At 40.0% G+C, this 16,807-nt stretch carries 21 protein-coding genes and 1 pseudogene; 14 read left to right on the top strand and 8 right to left on the bottom strand.

The window, feature by feature from the left end:
* Nucleotides 1–593 precede the first annotated feature (593 nt).
* Together V7K76_RS23055 and V7K76_RS23060 are read left to right on the top strand one after the other, a co-directional pair.
* A complete protein-coding gene (locus tag V7K76_RS23055; RefSeq protein ID WP_334775627.1) occupies nucleotides 594–1,088 on the top strand; it encodes an NUDIX hydrolase in 495 nt (164 codons plus the stop codon).
* Between the two features lie 184 nt (nucleotides 1,089–1,272).
* Entirely contained in the window at nucleotides 1,273–2,085 is an 813-nt protein-coding gene (locus V7K76_RS23060; protein WP_334775626.1) for an alpha/beta fold hydrolase, read from the top strand.
* A 540-nt stretch (nucleotides 2,086–2,625) separates the two neighbouring features.
* Here V7K76_RS23060 and V7K76_RS23065 read toward each other — a convergent pair.
* Entirely contained in the window at nucleotides 2,626–3,339 is a 714-nt protein-coding gene (locus V7K76_RS23065) for an LmeA family phospholipid-binding protein (RefSeq protein ID WP_334775625.1), read from the bottom strand.
* A 134-nt stretch (nucleotides 3,340–3,473) separates the two neighbouring features.
* Between V7K76_RS23065 and V7K76_RS23070 the strand changes: the two genes are divergently transcribed.
* Together V7K76_RS23070 and V7K76_RS23075 are read left to right on the top strand one after the other, a co-directional pair.
* Complete coding sequence (locus V7K76_RS23070) at nucleotides 3,474–4,232, top strand: pseudouridine synthase (RefSeq protein ID WP_334775624.1); 759 nt, start codon at nucleotides 3,474–3,476, stop codon at nucleotides 4,230–4,232.
* 29 nt (nucleotides 4,233–4,261) lie between these two features.
* Nucleotides 4,262–5,074, top strand: coding sequence for a helix-turn-helix domain-containing protein (locus V7K76_RS23075; protein WP_334775622.1), 813 nt, complete (start codon nucleotides 4,262–4,264; stop codon nucleotides 5,072–5,074).
* 159 nt (nucleotides 5,075–5,233) lie between these two features.
* On the opposite strand, the gene V7K76_RS23080 is transcribed toward V7K76_RS23075, so the two are convergent.
* Nucleotides 5,234–5,506 carry a hypothetical protein gene (locus V7K76_RS23080; RefSeq protein WP_334775621.1) on the bottom strand — a complete coding sequence of 91 codons (273 nt, stop codon included), beginning with the start codon at nucleotides 5,504–5,506 and terminating at the stop codon, nucleotides 5,234–5,236.
* Between the two features lie 104 nt (nucleotides 5,507–5,610).
* On the opposite strand from V7K76_RS23080, the gene V7K76_RS23085 reads away from it, so the two are divergent.
* The 3 genes from V7K76_RS23085 to V7K76_RS34650 are packed head-to-tail and all read left to right on the top strand — an operon-like array spanning nucleotide 5,611 to nucleotide 6,060.
* Nucleotides 5,611–5,787, top strand: coding sequence for a DUF6888 family protein (locus V7K76_RS23085; RefSeq protein WP_196514956.1), 177 nt, complete (start codon nucleotides 5,611–5,613; stop codon nucleotides 5,785–5,787).
* Complete coding sequence (locus V7K76_RS23090) at nucleotides 5,784–5,978, top strand: DUF6887 family protein (RefSeq protein ID WP_334775620.1); 195 nt, start codon at nucleotides 5,784–5,786, stop codon at nucleotides 5,976–5,978. The genes V7K76_RS23085 and V7K76_RS23090 overlap by 4 nt, the downstream gene beginning before the upstream one ends.
* A 19-nt stretch (nucleotides 5,979–5,997) precedes the next feature.
* Nucleotides 5,998–6,060, top strand: a complete 63-nt coding sequence (locus V7K76_RS34650; RefSeq protein ID WP_442936233.1) for a DUF6887 family protein — start codon at nucleotides 5,998–6,000, stop codon at nucleotides 6,058–6,060.
* Between the two features lie 261 nt (nucleotides 6,061–6,321).
* On the opposite strand, the gene malQ is transcribed toward V7K76_RS34650, so the two are convergent.
* Nucleotides 6,322–7,830, bottom strand: a complete 1,509-nt coding sequence (malQ, locus tag V7K76_RS23095; RefSeq protein ID WP_334775618.1) for a 4-alpha-glucanotransferase — start codon at nucleotides 7,828–7,830, stop codon at nucleotides 6,322–6,324.
* Nucleotides 7,831–8,034: 204 nt separating this feature from the next.
* Between malQ and V7K76_RS23100 the strand changes: the two genes are divergently transcribed.
* Nucleotides 8,035–8,466, top strand: a complete 432-nt coding sequence (locus tag V7K76_RS23100; RefSeq protein WP_334775617.1) for an NUDIX hydrolase — start codon at nucleotides 8,035–8,037, stop codon at nucleotides 8,464–8,466.
* Between the two features lie 86 nt (nucleotides 8,467–8,552).
* On the opposite strand, the pseudogene V7K76_RS23105 reads toward V7K76_RS23100, so the two are convergent.
* Nucleotides 8,553–8,862: pseudogene (locus tag V7K76_RS23105) on the bottom strand (hypothetical protein).
* A gap of 206 nt (nucleotides 8,863–9,068) precedes the next feature.
* On the opposite strand from V7K76_RS23105, the gene V7K76_RS23110 reads away from it, so the two are divergent.
* The 4 genes from V7K76_RS23110 to V7K76_RS23125 all read left to right on the top strand — a co-directional run bounded on the left by V7K76_RS23110 (nucleotide 9,069) and on the right by V7K76_RS23125 (nucleotide 14,303).
* Complete coding sequence (locus tag V7K76_RS23110) at nucleotides 9,069–10,196, top strand: Rid family detoxifying hydrolase (RefSeq protein WP_334775615.1); 1,128 nt, start codon at nucleotides 9,069–9,071, stop codon at nucleotides 10,194–10,196.
* A gap of 411 nt (nucleotides 10,197–10,607) precedes the next feature.
* Nucleotides 10,608–12,821: a phosphoketolase gene (locus V7K76_RS23115; RefSeq protein WP_334775614.1), complete on the top strand. Its 2,214-nt coding sequence runs from the start codon at nucleotides 10,608–10,610 to the stop codon at nucleotides 12,819–12,821.
* Nucleotides 12,822–12,966: 145 nt separating this feature from the next.
* Nucleotides 12,967–13,902, top strand: coding sequence for a GIY-YIG nuclease family protein (locus tag V7K76_RS23120; RefSeq protein ID WP_334775613.1), 936 nt, complete (start codon nucleotides 12,967–12,969; stop codon nucleotides 13,900–13,902).
* A complete protein-coding gene (locus V7K76_RS23125) occupies nucleotides 13,899–14,303 on the top strand; it encodes a hypothetical protein (protein WP_334775612.1) in 405 nt (134 codons plus the stop codon). Before V7K76_RS23120 ends, V7K76_RS23125 begins: the two co-directional genes overlap by 4 nt.
* Nucleotides 14,304–14,421: 118 nt before the next feature.
* Here the strand turns inward: V7K76_RS23125 and V7K76_RS23130 are convergent, their stop codons facing one another.
* Complete coding sequence (locus V7K76_RS23130) at nucleotides 14,422–14,562, bottom strand: hypothetical protein (RefSeq protein ID WP_334775611.1); 141 nt, start codon at nucleotides 14,560–14,562, stop codon at nucleotides 14,422–14,424.
* 170 nt (nucleotides 14,563–14,732) lie between these two features.
* Here V7K76_RS23130 and V7K76_RS23135 point away from each other — a divergent pair, with 170 nt between their 5' ends.
* Nucleotides 14,733–15,284 (top strand): restriction endonuclease, encoded by a 552-nt coding sequence (locus tag V7K76_RS23135; RefSeq protein ID WP_334775610.1) that lies wholly within the window; start codon nucleotides 14,733–14,735, stop codon nucleotides 15,282–15,284.
* Nucleotides 15,281–15,832, top strand: a complete 552-nt coding sequence (locus V7K76_RS23140; RefSeq protein ID WP_334775608.1) for a hypothetical protein — start codon at nucleotides 15,281–15,283, stop codon at nucleotides 15,830–15,832. The genes V7K76_RS23135 and V7K76_RS23140 overlap by 4 nt, the downstream gene beginning before the upstream one ends.
* A gap of 14 nt (nucleotides 15,833–15,846) precedes the next feature.
* Here V7K76_RS23140 and V7K76_RS23145 read toward each other — a convergent pair whose 3' ends face one another.
* From V7K76_RS23145 to V7K76_RS23155, 3 genes are all read right to left on the bottom strand, one after another.
* The gene (locus V7K76_RS23145; RefSeq protein WP_334775607.1) at nucleotides 15,847–16,071 is read right to left on the bottom strand and encodes a DUF4926 domain-containing protein; all 225 of its coding nucleotides are present in this window, start codon (nucleotides 16,069–16,071) and stop codon (nucleotides 15,847–15,849) included.
* The gene (locus V7K76_RS23150) at nucleotides 16,068–16,304 is read right to left on the bottom strand and encodes a DUF6883 domain-containing protein (protein ID WP_334952675.1); all 237 of its coding nucleotides are present in this window, start codon (nucleotides 16,302–16,304) and stop codon (nucleotides 16,068–16,070) included. The genes V7K76_RS23145 and V7K76_RS23150 overlap by 4 nt, the downstream gene beginning before the upstream one ends.
* A 206-nt stretch (nucleotides 16,305–16,510) precedes the next feature.
* Nucleotides 16,511–16,780, bottom strand: coding sequence for a Ycf66 family protein (locus tag V7K76_RS23155; RefSeq protein ID WP_334952677.1), 270 nt, complete (start codon nucleotides 16,778–16,780; stop codon nucleotides 16,511–16,513).
* Nucleotides 16,781–16,807 lie beyond the last annotated feature (27 nt).

Consider the following 16,807-nt stretch of genomic DNA (forward strand, 5'->3'; position numbering starts at 1 on the left):
TTCTAAATTATCCCTCCCAGGTAGACGAAAAATACCTTTTCTTAGAGGTTGTTTGAAAAGTCTAAATTAATACCAGCCCTGGCGATTAGAAATCGCAGCTACACAGGCAAAACCCACCTCCGTGGGTTTAAAACCCTCAATTTTTGGTTAGTCCGCGCAGGCGGACTTAGTTTGTGTAGTAGCGAATTATATTCGCCCAAAACTTTTCAAACATCCTCTTAGATTTTAATCTGTTAAATAGATTGTAAATTAGCTAACTACTTATTGTTATTGAAACAAACCAATCTTATCAGGAAAGAATTCAGATTATTTTTTAACGTGTTCTGAAAAACTATTAGTAATAGCTAGTTTCAGCAGCACGAATGCTAACTATAAACTGAAGATTTTCTTAATTCAAAAAATATTATGTATATATAAACATAGTGCTTCTCTTGAAACTTAATGTTAGAATTAATAATATTCTACGTAAATCGTGAGAATAAAATCTCAAGCCACAAACATTTTTGTATAAAACAAAACTCAACCAAAATTTTATTAGTTGAGTCTATGTAAGTGGTAGGGAACTATAGAATACAACACAAAAAATTTGAAGATTGAACGTTATTGCTTTTTTTCCGGCAGCTGTACAGTCCACACGTAGCTTATGGCGTATTGGACAAACAGTACTGGGTATAATATTTCGTCATCCCATTACTGGCACTAGCATCATCCCAATTTTACCTGATGGTCGAATAGTACTGATCCGGCGGCGTGACGATGGTCTTTGGGCATTGCCTGGGGGAATAGTGGATTGGGGAGAAGATATTCCCAATACAGTCCGCCGGGAATTGATGGAGGAAACTGGACTAGACTTAGTGAAAATTAACCGTTTGGTAGGGGTTTACTCTGCACCAGACCGCGATCCCAGAATCCATTCAATTTGTATTGTGGTTGAAGCCGAGGTGCATGGGACAATGGAAATTAAGGATACTTTGGAAGTTATGGAAATCCAAGCTTTCTCTCCCAGTTTCCTACCTTTAGGACAGATGTCTCACGACCATACTCGGCAGTTGCAAGACTACTTGAAGGGCTTGACAACATTGGCATAATAATATTTTGTCATTAGTCATTAGTCTTTTGTCATTTGCTACCAAGGTTACGATCTAAGGAAGCATCTCTTCTCTACGAGAGGCTGTGCGAACGGCTCACACTTCTCTCTTTGTAATTTGTCCAAAACTAATAACCAATGTAATGACTATTTATTATGGTGCTAAAAGTTAACTACTAAATAAAATGGATACACTATTCCGTAACTCCCGGAGGAAGCTTTCTCAAGGGCTAATATTCTGGCGTGAAGTCGGTGAAAAAACTCCTATAATTTTTTTACATGGTGCTTGGAATGAAAGCAGTCAATGGTTATCTGTGATGGAGTCCCTTGCACAAGATTTTCATTGTTTTGCACCTGATTTATTAGGGTTTGGTGAATCAGAGAATCCTAATATCTACCATTCGATAGATTTACAAGTTGAGTGTCTAGCTGAATTTTTGCAAGCTGTCAAGTTAGAAAAAGTATATTTAGTGGGGCATTCTCTTGGGGGTTGGATTGCTGCTAGCTATGCTTTAAAGTATCCAGAGAAAGTTGATGGTGTGGTACTACTAGCACCAGAGGGCGTAGAGATAGCCGGACAAGAACAATATTGCCGGAAGATGCGGCGATTATTGAATTATCCACCACTAATAGTTAAATTGTTGCGATCGCTAATTCCCTTGACTAAAGTTCTGGGTTGGCAGGAAAAAATTGTCCAGGATTTGCAATTACGTCAGGAATTGCTGCGTTACCCCATAGCTTGTCAGTTACTTTTCAAACGACGACAAGTAGAAATTGAGGCGGAATTAGTGCAAAAGCGGCTTTATATGATAGATGCCCCGGTTTTTATTTTACAAGGTGGCCAAGATACACCAGATGCTTTAGCCAAAAGTCGGGTTTATGCTCAACTGATGCCGAAAGTAGAGTTAAAAATGATTGCCCATGCTGGAAATGATTTACCAGAATCTTCTGCTGAGGTTGTGGCGATGGAGATTCGGGAGTTTATTAAAGGTAATTAGTAATTACAGAAAACTTATATCTAAAAAACGTTTATTTATATTAATTAAATAAACGTTAGGGTAAATATAATATAAGAACAAAAAGATCCCCGACTTCTTCAAGAAGTCGGGGATCTGGGTCTATCGGTGGAGAGCAAATCAAATAGGATTGCTATAGCTAGGTCAAAATTTAAGTTATTGATTTTCTGCGATATCCATGCTTAGTCTATCTCCAGTTTCCGCATCCACTACCATTAAAATTTTCGATTTTTTAAATTTTTCTGGATGTGGTGTTTTTTCATCACGGACTCGTTGTGCTACATCAATCCCGTTTGGTGCGTCAATTTCAATTAACCAGACACGACGGTTAGGATGTACTTAAGCGTTTTCGATGATATCGCCGCCAAGTTTACTTTTAAATTTGATGTAATCGGCGTAAGTTACAAGCCGTGCATTTTTGAGATTCAAACCTTTCTGGCTATTTTAAATGGGTGGTTTATTTACGCCGTGTTGCACTAGATCATTTAAAATGGTGTATTACCATTTTTAAATCAGTGTTCATCAAGGATTAACGTTAATCTTCCCACGACACACCAGTTTACCTGGGATCAGTGTTAGTTCTTGGATATCGACATCTGAGCCAAGATCCAGATTGTACTCATGATTGTCCTCTAACGTATTTGCTTGAGCAGGCTGGATTGGAATCAGTGTCACTTGCAACTCATGCCCACTGAGTAAATGTGAGCTTAGACAAACTTCTAGAGGCGTTGTTTCACTATTGGTTACTCTCAAACCTCGCAGTATAATTTGGTTGTTCCCCAGAAGAATTTCTTGCCAGTTAATTGGTTGTGTCTGTGGGTAATGTGTTGGTAAAACCTTAACCAGTAGATCGCTCAAAGCAGTCGATAATAAGTTAGATGAGAGAGAAGCATTGAGATCCTTCTCGTCTATGATTAAATCGCCAACCACTGGTACTGTTTCTAACAGTCGTAAGGGTTTTCCCTGGAGTACGGAGCCGATGTTTATCCGAATATTTTCTGCTGTTAATTTAATTTGTGTAATCTGGAGACCTTGATAAACTGCATGAGTAGCAAAAATAGATACCGAAGGGATGCGCCCAGAAAGAAGTTGGCGATCGCTCGTTTTGATCTCCACTTCTAATTCTGATATTTGGCTGACTTGCGCTCTTAACCAAAGCTTGACTGCCGTTGTTAATACCTGCGTAATTATGCGGATTTTATTTACATTTGTTGTTTGGGAATTTTGCTCTGGCATTTAACCAATCTGTTTATGGGTATTTGTTCAACATCTGAACAGAAATTAAATAAGCCTTAAATGTAACATTTATGCCTACTCGCTACAAAATGCAAATATCATTTAATTGTTAACAGTAAATAAGCAATTTCCACATGGAGGTACGGCTACAAAAAATTATTGCTCAGTGGGGTATCGCCTCTCGTCGTGAAGCCGAAGAAATGATTAGGCAATCACGGGTACGGATCAATGGAGTATTGGCACATTTAGGTCAAAAAGTTGATCCCGAAAAAGATGCGATCGCTATCGATGGTAAACCTGTATCCGAAAAGCAGCGTCCGGCTTTAATATATCTATTGCTGCACAAACCAAAGGGAGTCGTTTCGACTTGCTACGACCCTCACCACAGACCAACAGTTCTGGATCTACTACCGAAAGAATTACGGGAGGGTTCAGGTATTCACCCAGTTGGCCGCCTAGATGCAGACTCCACAGGAGCATTAATCCTGACCAATGACGGAGAACTGACATTTGGGCTAACCCATCCCCGCCATAGTATTTCCAAGACATATCATGTTTTGGTCAAAGGACACCCACCAGAAACAGTACTCCAAAAGTGGCGTCAGGGTGTGATGTTGGAGGGTAGAAAAACCAGGGCTGCTAAGGTACGTCTAATCGAACGTCGTGCCGAGCAAAGCTTTTTAGAAATAGTGTTGCAGGAGGGAAGAAATCGCCAAATTCGCCGTATAGCTCAACAGTTAGGATATCCAGTCATTAAACTGCATCGGACTGCTATCGGCCCAATTCAATTACAAACTCCAAAGGAACCCTTTTTGTCAGAGGGTAAATATCGTTCCCTCAAAGATCATGAGATTCACTTTTTGCAAGGGCAAATAACGCAACCTAATTATTGATTCAGCGGAATTAAGGAGTGTCAGTAGGCATGAAATGGCTAAGAAAGAAGAATAATCACCAGCCATCACTTTCATTAGAGGAACAACGAGCCGAAAAGTTGGCAGAATTAGGCGCTCAACTTTGGGCATTACGGCAAGAACAGGGTCTTTCTCTAGAGCAAGTAGTTGTATTGACCCGAATTCCTCGGCGATTATTGCAAGCGATCGAAGAAGGTAATTTAAACGATCTACCAGAACCAGTCTATATTCAGGGTTTGATTAGGCAATTTGCGGAAGCTCTCGGCTTAAATGGAGTAGAATTTTCTGGCACTTTTCCAATCAGTTCTGCACAAGCGAACTCCCAAGGTATTGGGAATACTTCATACCTGGCTCAACTACGTCCCATTCATCTTTACTTTCTTTACATATTGCTAATAGTATGCTCTGTAAATGGGTTATCTCAGTTATTAAATAACGCAGTACTACAAGCAAGTAATAGCCAAAATCAGCCATATCCCAAACAAAAGTCCGTTGTCAAACCAGAATTAGCCCAACTAAAAGAGTCAATAGAGGTACAACCCGTCAGTGACAACCTGAGCGGTGTCCAAAAGGGACAGGTTGTACAGATTGGTGTCACCTTGAAAGCCTCATCTTGGATTCGTGTAGTAGCCGATGGCAAAACCGAGTTTGAGGGTATTCTGCCAGAGGGAACTCATCGAATTTGGAAAGCCCAAGAGCAGCTGACAGTGAAAACTGATAATGCTGGCGGTGTTTTGATGAGTGTCAATCAGGAGAAGGCTAAAGAAATGGGAGAACCGGGGAAAGAGGAAGAAGTTAGGATTGCTGCCAAGCCTAAGTTTTGAAATATGGGGCATTGGGCATGGGGCATTGGGCATTGGGCATTGGTTATTAATCTCTTCTTCCTCTGCTTCCCCTGCTTCCATTAAATACTAGAGCATAGCAAAAGCGATCGCTTTGCACCAGATATAGCGATCGCTGTTCTGAAGCTTGAAAACTCAATACTATTTGTTACATCCACGACGCTCCCACTCGCGCAACTTTGAATAATGACGCAGTGCATCACAAGACATATTGTCGTGCATTGCCTGAACGTGTGGCGGCACTGGCGGCTCTGAAGTTGAGCTTGGCGAATAGCTTGGCTGTTTTAAAGCGTCACTAATTCCAATACGCACCGCATTAAAAAGTATCCAAGCTAAGAGTATCTTTAACACTATTTTTATGAAATTAGGTTTAGAAGATACTTTGTCCGCAGGTTTTTGATTGAAATTCACCATACCATATTTTCCCTGTAAACCACCTACTTTTACTTCCCCACGGAGGTGATTAATTTGACATGATAATCAGAACTTAAGAAGCGATAGCCAAAGGAGGAGATTAATTGGAACCAACACCAAAACAATTACAAGCGCTGTATCGCCGATGCGTAGCAGCAAGTAATTTGATGCAGCCAATCAACGTAGTTCGGATGGACGAACGTAGCAAACGAATTTTTGTGTTGATTGGAGACACAATTGAAGTAGAAATCTTTCCAAATGGGGAGGTATTTGTCAAGTGAGCCAAACTAATAATTTTGATGCAATGTCTGATGCCCAATTGTTGAGTTACATCAGGACTCATCCACAGGACACAGAAGCATTTCACAAGTACATGGACAGATTGAGTGAGCGTCCAGGCGTGCTTTGCACAACAGATGAAGAGTTTGAAGCCGAATTGCAAAAGCGAATTAATTCTTCACATGGACGTTAAGCGATCCTTCACTATTATTATGCCCAAAGCCGAATTGAGGGCTTACGTGTTGCAAAATCCTGAAGACAATGAGGCTTTTTAGGAGTTGTCTGACCGGATCAAAGCCAATGCTAGACCTTTAAATCCAGATGAGTTGCCTGCAATTCTTCAGCGTAAATGTGAAGGAGGAGCGCAAAAAATTTAAGACTCAAATCAAATTATTGCAATAAAAGCGTTGTGTTAGTAGCACAACGCTTTTATTTTAGTTTACTGCGATCGCTCCTCAAGACTATTAATTCCTACCAACCACGAGGGCCGATTGAATATTCTGGTGAGGTTGAGATTTGTAAAGAACGCCCACTCCTCACTGGGCTTCTGGGGCGCGTCCATTAAGTCTAGTCAGAACTTTTAAGCGATCGCGCCATTCATCTCTCAAGGCTCCTTCTTGATAGCGCCATTCCCAGTTACCCTCAGCAATACTGGGAAAATTCATCCGCGCTTCGTTTCCTAATCCCAAAATATCTTGCAAAGGAATAATCGCTTGGTTAGCTATGGAACTTAAAGCTAGGCGAATTAAATCCCAGTGGACACCTTCAGGGCTGATACAACCTAAATAAAGCCATAAGTTTTGCTTTTCGTTGTCATTAGCTGTGTTGAACCAGCCGATGGTTGTGTCATTATCGTGAGTTCCAGTATAAACTACAGCATTCCGCGAGTAATTGAATGGCAAAAATGGATTAGCGGGATCTGAACCAAAGGCAAACTGCAAAATTTTCATTCCCGGAAATTCATACTTATCTCGCAGCGCTTCTACCCCTGGTGTAATTACCCCCAAATCTTCCGCTAAGACGGGTAGCTTGCCTAACTTCTGTTTGATCGCTTCAAAAAAAGCGTCTCCAGGTGCTTCCACCCATTCGCCATTAATAGCAGTTTCTTCACCTTTGGGTACTGACCAATATGCCTCGAAGCCCCGGAAGTGGTCAATGCGAATTATATCGACATAATCCAGCATGGCCTCAAAGCGCTGTACCCACCATTTAAAGTCTTGTTTTTGCAGTTCCTCCCAGTTATAAACCGGGTTTCCCCACAATTGACCGGTGGCGCTAAAGTAATCTGGTGGAACTCCTGCCATTTGGGCAACTTCTCCCGTCTCTTCGTCTAAGCAAAAGATGTTGGGATGCGCCCACACGTCGGCACTATCATGAGCTACGTAGATGGGGATATCGCCGATAATGTCAATGCCGCGCATATTCGCATAGTTTTTCAGGTCTGACCACTGCCGGAAAAACTCAAATTGGATGAACTTGTAATAAAAAATATCTCCGTTGAGCCGGCTTTCTACCTGAGCTAATGCTTCTGGTTCCCGCTTGACAAATTCAGGCTCCCATGTATGCCAGCTTGCTCCATTGTTAGCATCTTTCAGCGCCATAAATAAGGCGTAATTATCTAACCAATAGGCTTTACTGTCGCAAAAGCCTTCAAACTCTTTATGCTGGATAGGCGTAGCATTGGCTCTAAAGTTTTCACAGGCTTTTTTGAGTAGCCCAATTTTAATCGGTACAACCTGCTCAAAATCTACCTTTTCTGTCGGAAATCCTGGTAAATTAGCAAAGTCTTCTTCAGATAGTAAACCCTCTTCTAGAAGTTTTTCTGGGCTAATGAGTAGGGGATTTCCCGCCATTGCTGAGTAGCACATATATGGGGAATTACCGTATCCAGTGGGACCCAGGGGTAAAACTTGCCAATATTGTTGATGGCTTTCTTTGAGAAAATCAATGAAGCGATAGGCTTCTAAGCCTAAATCCCCAACGCCAAATCGACTGGGAAAGGAGGTAGGATGCAGCAAAATGCCACTGGATCTAGGAAAAGGCATAAGTAACCTGAATTATGAGAGGGAGCAATTGTCTGATGGAGACGCGATGCGATCGCATCGAATTTATCACGCTAAGTACAGCTTTAAAAGTTGGTAGAAGTGGGGAGTAGGGGAAGCAGAGGAGAATAATTAATCACCAATGCCCAATTCCCAATCCCTAATTAATCCAAAATCTAAAATCTAAAATCTAAAATCCAAAATTCCATGTCTTACCGAAATCCTACACCAACAGTTGATATCATCATTGAACTAGTAGATCGACCTCATCGGCCAATAGTGTTAATTGAAAGACATAATTTACCTTTAGGTTGGGCTATTCCTGGTGGCTTTGTAGATTATGGCGAAGCAGTGGAAGTGGCGGCGCGGCGAGAAGCTGAGGAAGAGACAGGTTTACAGGTGGAATTGGTTGAACAATTACTGGTGTATTCTGACCCCAATCGCGATCCGCGTCAGCATACGATTAGTATTGTGTTTTTGGCGACAGCTAAGGGTGAACCAAAGGCTGGCGATGATGCTAAGGGTGTAGGGATTTTTGAGTATTGGTGTGTGCCTGGTAATTTATGTTTTGACCACGATCGCATTCTGCGCGATTATTGGCAATATCGGCATTATGGGATACGTCCAAGGTTGGGGTAGGAGAGGATGTCAAAGCCAATATTCTAAGGCTAAGGCTTGTACTTGTTGTATCCTTTGAAAATTGTTGGTATCTAAGAGGTACATTACTAAAATTCAGATGGGAAAAGGGTTTCGTAAACCAATTGCAAGCACTCTTCAAAGTCATCTCCTTGCCAGGTTCCGGCAAATTTTAGCAAGTCTTCTGCTTTCGAGCCTCTAATAATTTGGTGTTGCTTCCTGTATTTCCGGTTTTGTTTGATGATTGGAAGTATGATCATTTTTTTCCGTTGATAGGTCAAGGCATATTTCCTCGGTTGTTGGTTTTGTCTTGAGAAAACGCAAAAAATCTAGTGTTTGGGCTAGTAGAACATCTGAGGATGATTCAATTTCTTGGAGTAGTAGTTCTTGAATATTCATAAAGGATATTTTGTAGTCTGTTGTAACAGTATTATAGGAGTGCGATCGCGATGCTGACCGGATCGTATTATTGGGATACGTTCGAGGTTGGGGTAGGAGGAACGAACCGCAGAGGCGCAGAGAGCGCAGAGAGAAGAGGGGAGAAGAATACCTGTGACACAAAATTTTTGTGATTATACTGTGTCAGTGGTATTTAAAGGTGCATTATGGATGCTAGGGAACTGTTGGAGAAATATGCCGCAGGTGGACGGCACTTTCATTCTGCAAATCTTAAAGGGGTAGACTTAAAAGGTGCAGATTTAACTCAGATAGAGCTATACAAAGCAATTTTAAATGGGGCAGACTTGAGTGAGGCAAAGCTAACAAAAGCTAACCTTGTCCAAGCAAGCCTTTCTAGGGTATCCCTAAGATGTTCAAATTTAATGTGGGTGCAAGGTGAGTCAATTAATTTAAGTTGGGCAGACCTTAGCAATTCAGACTTAAGTTATGCAAATTTGAAAACTGCAAATTTGACTGGAGCAGACTTGACTAGAGCAAACTTTACTCAGGTAGAGCTAACTGGAGTAAATCTTCAAGGTGCAAATCTCCATAAAGTTATACTCCGGGGAGTTAGTTTGGAGAAATGTAATTTGTCAGAAATGAATTTAGCTGAGGCTGATTTGGTTGGGGTATACCTAGAACAAGCAAACCTAAAAAAAGCCTGTCTACAAGAAGCAAATCTAGAAAGAGCCTGTCTGTCAAATGCAAACCTAATGATGGCAAACCTTAATGGTGCAAACCTGAAAAAGGCAAATTTAACTGGCGCAAATATCTATGGGGCAACCTTTAAAGATGCTGACCTAACTGGTGCGATAATGCCAGATGGAGAGGTTTACAAACCGATCGCTCCTCAATCGGAAATCGGTACACAGGAAACATCGTTAGAGAAAGTAATATCTATGACCCGTAAAGTAATTAATACTGATAACGCACCTGCACCAGTGGGCCCTTATAATCAAGCGATCGCAGCTTCAGGTCAATTTGTATTTATTGCTGGACAAATTGCCATCGATCCCCGCCTTGGTGATGTCGTCTACACTGATGATGTCAAAAAGCAAACTGAGCAGGTATTAGCTAATCTTAAAGCCATCCTCACAGCAGCCGGAGCGACTTTTCAAGATGTGGTAAAGACCACTGTATTTTTAGCTGATATGAATGATTTCGCGGCGGTGAATGCCATTTATGCTAAATATTTCCCCGAAGATACAGCGCCAGCACGGGCTTGTGTGCAGGTATCGCGCTTACCTAAAGATGTGTTGGTAGAAATTGATGCGATCGCTGTAATTAGCAGTTAGTACCAATACACTCACAAAAAAAGCCTACAACTCTCCAAAGAAACTAAGTTTTATTATTGACCGAAAACGAAAAGGATACAAGCCCCTAAATTTATTTATGGGGATCATTAATTTTGAATTTTGTTAGCGCAGCGTTAGCGAGTCTTCTCCCAAGGGGAGACGCTAAGAGCGAACGAGCGTCATTTTGAATTTTGAATTCGAGCGTACCCCTGCGGGGAAGCAAGCTACGCGCAGCGTCTCGTAGAGAAGCGACGTGACTTTTGTTCTTAAATTTTGCTTGCGTAACCATTTAAAGTACTTATTCTAACGTTGCAAAAAAGCAATAAACTGTTACAACCTCGAAGATGTAAAATTTTTGTTAAATTCAACGAGCATCTACAGTTTCACCTCATCGTCAATAAGGTACTCAGCATGACTGCAATCTCCCCAAAGGCATCTTCAGCGCCTCCCAATTTTTCTGAAGGGATTCAATATTTTGGTGAAGCGTTACCAGATTTTGAAACTTATGGTGCAACACCTGCTATTGAGTCAGGCAAAATTGCGATCGCATCTCCCACAGAACCAAATGCAGTATATCAAACTTTACTGGCTGCCGATGCCTTACGCTACCTGACTTTACAAGTTACTGGTAGTAAGGCTTCTGGGCATCCCGGCGGATTCGCTAGCCAAGCAGAAGCTTACGCATCTCTTGTCATGCTGGGATACAAGAACATTATTACTGAAGTCGGACACCACGCCCCTGGATTTTATAGTGCCATGTTCTTGGATCGTTCGCTAGAGGACATGGGAATTTTTACAGTCCAACAATTGCGCGATCGCTTCCGAGAAAAGCACGGACTTTTAGGACACCTTTCTGGTTACATTCCCGGTATTCTCGCACCTGCGGGGCCTTTGGGACAAGGGCAGCATTTTGCAATGGCGGCTGCACTGTTACACAAAGATAAGTTGTTCCCCTTTACAGTTGGGGATGGTGGATTGGGTGAGCCTTATATTGTAAGTGCGATCGCACATTTCCATACAGCTTATCCTGCTGTCACCAACTTTTTACCGATATTGGTGTGGAACGGTTACAGCCAAGAACATCACAGTATGGTTTCTCTGAAAACCAACGAACAGATGCAAGCATATTGGCAAGGTAATGGTTTTGATGAAGTGGTATTAGTGGATGCCAAAGATTTCGACGATCAAAACCAGCCAGGGGATTACGTTGATAGTACCGCCTTTTCCTTTGAGAAGCGGCTAGCATTTACGCAAGCAGTACTTTCCGGTGTAGATAAAGCAGCGCGTTTTGCATTGGGCGGTAAACTTACCGTGTTCATTATTAAACAACTCAAAGGTGCAGGAGTCCACGCGCGGGGTGCAAAATCTCACAATCTGTATCCTAAAGATACGCTAGATGCACCTCATATTATCAGTGCATTGCAAACCCGTGCTTTGTCTGCGGAAGCTTGGCAATTAGTCAGAACAAATGCCGAACGCGCCGGTGGTGGCCCAGCAGCAAAAACTGTAGTTACAGAATTTGAATTACCATTACCAGAATTAGGCGAATTACCTTTAGAAGAATATGCAGTTGGTGGCGAACCCAAAGTTTCCACAACCGCAATGGGACGATTGGTAGGAATCGTAGGAAATAAAGATCGGAATTTCCTTGTCACCAACGCCGATGGTAATGAAGCATCAGGAATTGCCAACATCAACCAAGCATTAAAGATTATCCACCCCACAACCGATGATTTATATTTCCAAGCACCAAATGGACAAGTTTATGAACCATTAAGTGAAGATGCTTGTGCTGGATTAGCTGCCGGTTTAGCGTTAATGGGTGCGAGAACTTTGTGGTGTTCTTACGAATCTTTTGCCATCAACGGATTACCAATTTGGCAAACTGTAACCCAATCAATGGCAGAATTGCGCCGTAAAACTCCCTCGACTATTACTTTATTCACAGCAGGCGCATTAGAGCAAGGGCGCAACGGTTGGACTCATCAACGTCCAGAAATTGAAGCTTACTTTGCTTCGTTGATGCGAAATGGAAATGTTTTCCCATTATTTCCGCCTGATGCTAATAGTATTCAAGCTTGTTATGAGTGGGCGTTGAAAACTAAGAATAAGGGAATTGTGATAACTGCAAGTAAAACGCCATTACCAATTCGCACAACTTTAGAACAAACTCGTCAAGGGTTACGCGATGGTGCGGTGCTATTACATGAAGTCGCTGGTGATAAACAAGTTGTATTTGCTGTAATTGGCGATTTAACATTAATACCAGTATTTGAGGCTGCTGCTTTCTTAGAAACTGAAGGTATTGGCGTGAAGATAGTTACTGTCATCAATCCTCGGCAATTATACCGTAGCCATGATACTGCTTGGGATACTTGTTCTGAACCTGAAGGCGGTTTCTTGGATGATGCGAAATTTGCCGAATTATTTTATGGCGATGCGTTAATTGCGGTGACTGGTGGTGCTGCGGGGATGCTAGAACCAATTCTGTTACGAACTACAGCGAAGCGCGATACCTTTGCTTGGAAACGTGGAGAGACTACAGCCAGTGCTGGTGAATTGATGGCGTTTAATGGATTGACTGCTGAAGCATTGACGAAGAGGGCGATCGCGTTAGTTCATTAAGAATTTTCAAACCGCAGATATACGCATTTAAACGCGGATAGTTTAGCGTATATTTGCGTATATTTGCGGTTTTTATTATATAGCTTTTAATGTTTCTATAAAGCATAATTAAAAATATATATCTTTTCTTTATAAGTGTCTAATTTTGCTAGAAAACATCAAAATATCTCAATTACCATCAGTTTATTTGTTGGACAAAGATCGTCTTCCTAATTGTGCAGCTATCTACTTTGTCTTTGACAGTAAAGATCAGATTATTTATGTAGGTAGAACTATTAATTTAGTTGAAAGATGGAAAGCACATCATAGATTTAATCAGCTAAAAAGATTTAATCAGAAAAATCCTCTTAGTATTAGTTGGTTGACTTGTAGTAGTGATATAGAAAATCTATCAAATCTCGAAAATGAGTTTATCAAGTTATATAAACCACCCCTTAATTGGTCTAAAGTAGTAGTACCAATTAGAAAAATAACCCCAGCCGAAATTGCTTTGCAGCAAAGTCTTCAGCAGTTAGCCAAGTTCAATGTTATGATAGTTGGCTTTGATCCAATATCAGATGGAGAACCACCAACAATATATTTAGTATATCCTGTTTATGGAATGAAAGGATTATCTGGAACTATTAGAACTGCATTAAAAAACATTAACAAAAAGGCTAGCTCGCTAAAGTGGAAAGAATATAAAACTTATCCTAAATCTTCAGGTAAATTTGGTTTCTGGGAGACTGAATACAACGGTTTAAGAATAGATTTATCACCATTTGATAGTTTAGTTTACTTCATGGAAAATTCAAATCGTCGGACTCTAGCTGGAATAGAACTTATGGCATTTAGTAACGAACAGCTAGAATTAATTTTAGATAATAAACAAGAAAATGACGAGAATACATCAGGTTTAGAAGTATTAGAAGATGATCCTATTCCAGTAGAAAATATTTATAAAAATCAACCTTTAAATAGTAATTATAAAAATCCAGTTGAAGTTGAACCTTGGGAGGAATTAGAACCAATGGCTGAAGGTGAAGTTAGAGTAATGACTCGTCAGTTTGTTTATGTAGATGATATAGAAATAGAAGTATGACTAACGACAATGGGAAGCATTTTATTAGACACAATCTTTGCTTGTGGATAATGTACAAAAAGAAAAAATCTGATGTTCCGAATGATATTACAATAAAACGCTTACAAGATGAAATAGATAGATTACCTACTATTAGATCGTCTGGCTGTAGGTTTAGATATGAAACGATTAGATTTAGTGAAGATGATGCAGAAGTTGATAGTTTACTACTTCCATTAGCTATGTTTGAAGACTTAATGAAAGACAAGTATGGCTATGGCGTTCAGAATACCAATGCTCTAGAAGAAATTAAAAAGGGTGAGTACAAATCAAAGCCAAATGATAGTGAAAGGATAAAATTATTCGCATGGCTTCAATCCAATTCTTTATCTTCGCTGCTTCAAACCAATAATAATAAGTAGGTTGAGTTGAGAAAACCCAACAATATAATGATTCATATCCCCGACTTCTAAGATTGATTTTTTAGGCGATTAATTACAGCAAGCAATAGCCTTGTATCTAGCAATACACATCGCCTTATCACGAACCGTAAGCATCCATATAATCTTTATTGGTAGATAAGTCACTCGCTGCTTCCACACAATCAATGTATTCTTGAGCCAGAGTCAAAGCTGAAACCCCTGACTTTATTTTTTGAGCAGATAACTCTTGCTTTTGCATTTTCGCAAGTAAAAATTATACAAAATCTAATGCCTATTGTTGCTTATTAGGAGGTAATATTTTTACCTAGTCTATAATAATTTCCTCAATGCTCATTTTCTCTAGCCTCTAAGATAAACTCATATCATATATGTTAGCGTTTAAAATATTAAATCTTCCAAAATGAAATCATGACCACAGATGCAGAAAATCAAGCAATAATTATTAGTTATGACTGGGATAATTTAATGATTTTATGGTCAGAAATTAAAGCAAGAAATACTTCAAATTTTTGGGATGCAGGTAAAGCATTAGAATATTTAATTTTACGCGCATTCCAGCTTGATGGTGCGGAGGTAGCTTGGCCTAATACTGTAAAAATTCAAGATAAAATAGTAGAACAAATTGATGGAGTGGTATATACAGAAAGCCTAGCCTGCCTGATAGAATGTAAAGATACAACTGAAGAAGTTAATATTGAACCCATAGCAAAGCTACGAAATCAACTACTACGAAGACCAGCAACGGCAATTGGTAGCGTGTTTAGTCGCACTGGATTTACAGAAGCCGCCGTAATTTTAACTGGGTTTGTTGCTCCTCAAACTATTCTCTTGTGGGGAGGAGAAGAAATTGAGTATTCACTAGTAAATAAATGTATATGTAAATTCCTAGTTAAAAAATATCGTGTTTGTGTTCATAAAGGTATCCCTAATCACGACATTACAACGGAGATTTTTCCATGACATTAGCATACATGATTACAGAAAGTAATAAAGATGTAGAAATTTTACAGAAATTACTGCCAAAACATCTGAGTGAAGATATCAAATTTATCGCAGGTGAAAGTTCTTACAGAGCGCGTTCTTTAGGTACTTCACTTCTTGCTACTCGTAAAACACCTGTTGCTCTTGTCTTAGATGCAAACACAGATAACGAATCTCAAATATTTGAAAAACTTGATTTAATTAATTACGTCTTAAGGCAAGTATCATCTGGAATTCCCTTTCAAGTATTTCTTGGAGTTCCCCAATTAGAAATTGTATTTCTCCAAAATAAATCATTAATTGAGAAAATAGCACAACGCCAATTTAATGATTTGGAATGGCAGTTATCTCAAAGTAACCCTAAAGAGTTTTTAGAGACAGTATTTGGTAATAATCAACAAATAAACGCTAGAATATTTAGCAATATAAATGATGAAGAAATTAGGATACTACAACAACATCCATTAATTCAAGAAATAATTACTTTCTTATCATCGTTGATTACGTCTTCTGTTGCAATTAATTAGCCATCAATATAGTATTAATTTATCAGCCGCGATCGCACAATTTCTCTTCTACCAATAGGACGTACTTGTATGCTGTAGAGTGAAACAATTGCCACAGTTTCCCCATCCAATGTGACAAATTCAACCTCATATCCTTTGCCACCCTGATGTACTAAAACAACTGTTCCTATATCACCCTGTTCTAAACTATATTCTGGGAGATCACTAGTTAGAATAACCCTATCCAGTTCTTGAATCATTGTTCTCTCCGTTTTAGTGGGTATGAAGTAACAAACTTAGGAATAGTTTCCCCTGTTTCAATAAACCAAGCCGAACAAATCACAGGGTTTCTACCATCTGGTGAAAGCAGTGTACCTTCTACAGCATATCGAGTTCCGAATGGTGAATCTTCAATATTTAATTTGTGAGAATTGCAAGACCCAGATCCCCGACTTATCAAAGAAGTCGGGGATCTGTTTGATCGCGAATGCAAAAATTATCGTAAATTAAAGGGTTTAAGAACCTGCAATCTACATGTAGCACCCATTTCAGTCGGGGTTTGTCTTGAGAAATCGCTCCACTTGGGATGCATCCCAAGACCGCGTTTCTCGCTAAATCCCCGTCTGAAATTTCTTTAATTTTGAATTTTGTTAGCGCAGCGTTAGCGAGTCCGCGAGCGTCATTTTGAATTTTGAATTGTTAACTGTCTCTGTAAACTGCATTAATTACAATATCTTTGATACTCAGGTAAAGAATTAATAGCAATAATAGAAATTGCTCAAATTGAAGAACTGGATCTAAACGCCAACCTTGATAATACAAAATTGCTCCACTTAACAACATTATAATTGGCGTAAATATAAGTTGGATAATGTAAAGCGCTAAAGCCCAACCTCTAAGTCTAGTACAGCACGGCGGAAATAAACAGACCATATTGGTGGGAGAATAAATAATCAGGTTAAAACCCATTTGGGGGGCGTATCAAGGACTGAGGGT

Source organism: Nostoc sp., from assembly GCF_036917975.1.
Lineage (GTDB): Bacteria > Cyanobacteriota > Cyanobacteriia > Cyanobacteriales > Nostocaceae > Nostoc.